General features: G+C 62.9%; 3 protein-coding genes. All 3 read left to right on the top strand.

Annotation, left to right across the window (positions count from 1 at the left end; genetic code table 11):
- Nucleotides 1–2: 2 nt before the first annotated feature.
- The 3 genes from EN984_RS24680 to EN984_RS24670 all read left to right on the top strand — a co-directional run bounded on the left by EN984_RS24680 (nucleotide 3) and on the right by EN984_RS24670 (nucleotide 4,038).
- Complete coding sequence (locus EN984_RS24680; RefSeq protein WP_245480109.1) at nucleotides 3–1,184, top strand: acetyl-CoA C-acetyltransferase; 1,182 nt, start codon at nucleotides 3–5, stop codon at nucleotides 1,182–1,184.
- Between the two features lie 14 nt (nucleotides 1,185–1,198).
- Nucleotides 1,199–3,418 (top strand): 3-hydroxyacyl-CoA dehydrogenase NAD-binding domain-containing protein, encoded by a 2,220-nt coding sequence (locus EN984_RS24675; RefSeq protein ID WP_127268616.1) that lies wholly within the window; start codon nucleotides 1,199–1,201, stop codon nucleotides 3,416–3,418.
- A 65-nt stretch (nucleotides 3,419–3,483) separates the two neighbouring features.
- Nucleotides 3,484–4,038, top strand: coding sequence for a thioesterase family protein (locus EN984_RS24670; RefSeq protein ID WP_127268615.1), 555 nt, complete (start codon nucleotides 3,484–3,486; stop codon nucleotides 4,036–4,038).
- The last annotated feature ends 140 nt before the right edge of the window (nucleotides 4,039–4,178 follow it).

The following is a 4,178-nucleotide window of genomic DNA, read 5'->3' as shown; positions in this document are numbered from 1 at the left end:
CCGTGCGCACACCGCGCGGCAAGGGCAAGAAGGACGGATCGCTGCACGAGGTGCCGGCGGTGCGGCTTGCCGCCAAGACGCTTGAGGCGCTGCGCGATCGCAATGGGCTCGACACCGGCACTGTCGATGACATCATCTTCGGCTGCGTCGATCCGGTCGGCGAAGCCGGTTCGGTCATTCCGCGCGCCGCCGCCTTCGAGGCCGGCTACGACACCAAGGCGCCCGGCATGCAGATCTCACGCTTCTGCGCTTCCGGGCTCGACGCCATCAATTTCGGCGCCGCCAAGATCGCCCAGGGCGCCGATGAGATCGTCATTGCCGGCGGCGTCGAATCGATGTCGCGTGTCGGCATGGGCGCCTCGGGCGGCGCCTGGTTCATGGATCCTTCGGTCGGCCTGCCCGGCTGGTTCGTGCCGCAAGGCATCTCGGCCGACCTGATCGCCACCAAATACGGCTTCAGCAGAGACGACGTCGACGCCTATGCGGTCGAGAGCCAGAAGCGCGCCGCCAAATCCTGGGCCGATGGCCGCTTCAAGAATTCCGTCGTCCCGATCAAGGACCAGAACGGCCTGACCATCCTCGACCATGACGAACATATGCGCCCGTCGACCGACATGCAGTCGCTGGCCTCGCTCAACCCGTCCTTCGTCATGCCAGGCGAAATGGGCGGCTTCGATGCCGTCGCCGTGCAGAAGCATCCCGAGGTGGAAGAGGTCAATCACGTCCATCATGCCGGCAATTCGTCCGGCATCGTCGACGGCGCCGCCGCCGTGCTGCTCGGTTCGAAGAAAGCCGGCAAGGCGATGGGGCTGAAGCCGCGCGCGCGCATTCGTACCTTCGCCAACATCGGCTCCGAGCCGGTGCTGATGCTGACCGGCCCGGTCGACGTCACCGAGAAGCTGTTGAAGCGCGCCAAGATGAAGCTCTCGGACATCGACCTGTTCGAGCTCAACGAAGCCTTCGCTTCGGTGGTGCTGCGCTACATGCAGGCGTTCGACATCGATCACGACAGGATCAACGTCAATGGCGGCGCTATCGCCATGGGTCATCCGCTCGGCGCCACCGGCGCGATGATCTTCGGCACGGTGCTGGACGAACTCGAGCGCCGCGATCTCAACACGGCTCTGGTGACGCTGTGCATCGGCGCCGGCATGGGAACCGCAACCATCATCGAACGCGTCTGACGGGGAGAGAAACGATGAGCTACACCAATTTCACCCTCGACATCGACGCCGACGGCATTGCGCTGGTCACCTGGGACATGCCTGGCCGCTCGATGAACGTTTTCACCGAAGAGGCGATGCGAGAATTGAACGCCATTGTCGACAAGGTGGCTGGTGACGCCGCCATCAAGGGCGCCGTGATCACCTCCGGCAAGGACACCTTCTCCGGCGGTGCCGACATTACCCTGTTGCAGAAGATGCTGACGACCTTCGCCGCGGAAAAGGGCAAGGACGCCGAAAGGGCGACCAAGGCGCTGTTCGACAATGCCGGCATGATGACCGGCCTGTTCCGCAAGCTGGAAACTTGCGGAAAGCCGTGGGTGTCGGCGATCAACGGCACCTGCATGGGCGGCGCCTTCGAATTGTCGCTCGCCTGCCACGGCCGTGTCGCCGCCGATAGCGACAAGGTGAAGATGGCACTTCCCGAGGTGAAGATCGGCATCTTCCCGGGCGCCGGCGGCACCCAGCGCGTGCCGCGGCTGACCGATCAGCAGCAGGCGCTGCAGATGCTGACCTCGGGCCAGACACTGTCGCCGCAGAAGGCCAAGTCTATGGGCCTGATCCATGAGATCGCCGAGCCGGCCAGGCTCGTCGAGACCGCCAAGGCGATGATCAGGAATGGCCTGAAGCCGGTGGCGCCATGGGACGAGAAAGGTTTCAAGCTGCCCGGCGGCCAGATCTATTCGCCCGCCGGCTTCAATCTGTGGCCGCCGGCCATCGCCATCCTGCGTCGTGAGACTTACGGCAACTATCCGGCCGCCGCCGCGATCCTCAAATGCGTCTATGAAGGCCTGCTGGTGCCGTTCGACACCGGTTTGCGCATCGAGCAGCGCTATTTCACCGAGATCATGCAGACGAGGGAGGCGGCGGCGATGATCCGCTCGTTGTTCGTGTCGCTGCAGGAACTGAACAAGGGCGCCCGCCGCCCGGCCGGCGTGCCCGAAACCAAATTCAAGAAGATCGGCATTCTCGGCGCCGGCTTCATGGGCGCGGGCATCGCCTATGTCACCGCCAAGGCCGGCATCCCGGTGGTGCTGCTCGACCGTGATCTGGAGTCGGCTGCCAAGGGCAAGGCGCATTCCGACGGCCTGATCTCGGATCAGGTCAAGAAGGGCCGCGCCAAGCCGGAGGACAAGGACAAACTGCTGTCGCTGATCACGCCGACGGCGGACTATGCCGACCTTGCCGGCTGCGATCTGGTGGTCGAGGCCGTTTTCGAGGATTCGAGCGTGAAGAAGAGCGCCACCGAACAGGCCGAGGCCGTGCTGAAGCCATCGGCGATCTTCGCGTCGAACACCTCCACCATCCCGATCACCGGCCTGGCGAAGAATTCGGCGCGGCCGAAAAACTTTATCGGCATCCATTTCTTCTCGCCGGTCGACAAGATGATGCTGGTCGAGATCATTTTGGGCAAGAAGACCGGAGACAAGGCGCTGGCCACCGCCATCGACTTCGTTCGCGCCATCAAGAAGACGCCGATCGTCGTCAACGACACGCGCGGCTTCTACGTCAATCGCTGCGTGCTGCGCTACATGTCGGAAGCCTACAAGATGCTGATCGAGGGCGTTCCCGCGCCGATGATCGAGAATGCAGCGAAGGCGGCCGGCATGCCGGTCGGCCCCCTGGCGCTGACCGACGAGACGGCCATCGACCTTGCCCAGAAGATCATGAAGCAGACCATCAGGGATCTGGGCGACAAGGCGGTCGATCCCAAGCAGATGGCGCTGATCAACGCCATGGTCGACGATCACGGCCGCTTCGGCCGCAAGAACGGCAAGGGTTTTTACGATTACCCGGCAAAGCCCGCCAAGAAGAAGTTATGGCCGGGCCTTAGGGAGCTCTATCCGCAGCTTGCACCCGAGAAGGTCGATTATGAGGAACTGCAGCAGCGGCTGCTGGTCACCATCGCGCTGGAAGCGGCGCGGGTGATGGAAGAAGGCATCGTCACCGACCCGCGCGAGGCCGATGTCGGCTCGATCCTCGCTTTCGGCTTCGCGCCCTACACCGGCGGTGCGCTGTCCTACATCGACGGCATCGGCGCCAAGGCGTTCGTGAAGATCGCCAAGAACCTGCAGAAGAAATACGGCGCCGAGTTCAAGGCACCCAAGCTGCTGCTCGACATGGCCGAGAAAGGCGAGACCTTCTACCAGCGCTTCGATCCCTATGCGAAAGGCGACGTGAAGCAGGCAGCCTGACGCATGGGCAAAATCAAGCGTCTTGCAGCGACCTTTGCGCGTCCAAGAGGACATGGGGCGCTGTAATGTATGTCTGGGCGCGCATGGTGCGCATGATGGCCACGGCACGCAGCCGTGGCCCCTATGTGATGGGCGGCGAAGGCCGGCTGGCTTTCCGCTGCCTGCCGACCGACATCGATTTCAACATCCATCTCAACAATGCGCGCTACATGATGCTGGCCGATCTCGGCCGCATCGACCTGTTTGTTCGTGCAGGCCTCATCACGCTGGCAAGGAAGAATGGCTGGGCGCCGATGATGGGCGGACTGCAAGCGGTCTATGCACGCGAGATCAGGCTGTGGCGCCGCTTCGAAGTGGTGTCCTCGATCGAGACCTGGGAAGGCACCCAGGTTGTAGGCAAGCACCGCTTCGTCCTCGACAATGGCGAGACGGCCGCGTTGATCCTGACGACAGCCGGCGTCTACGATCGCAAGGCTCGCAACTTTCTTGAGATTGGCGAGGTCGTTGCGGCACTTGGTCGTGCCGTGAACCCGCGGCCACCGACGCAAACGGAGCGGATTTTCATGACATCGCACCAGGGTCTGCGCAGCTTGGCCAAGGGTGTCGGTCGATCCCGGTAGTCGGACTTTCCGCGATCGACGGAAACGTTTGCAACCACTCACGACCGGTGGACAAAACGACATTCCAAGACTAGAAGGGAAAGGTATTTTTTCCTGCACCGAAGGAGAGCGAGCATGCTCTCGCACGACCGAGTCTGGGC

This window comes from Mesorhizobium sp. M7A.F.Ca.CA.004.12.1.1 (assembly GCF_003997835.1).
Taxonomy (GTDB): Bacteria; Pseudomonadota; Alphaproteobacteria; order Rhizobiales; family Rhizobiaceae; genus Mesorhizobium.
This window is presented reverse-complemented; position numbering and strand designations above follow the sequence as displayed.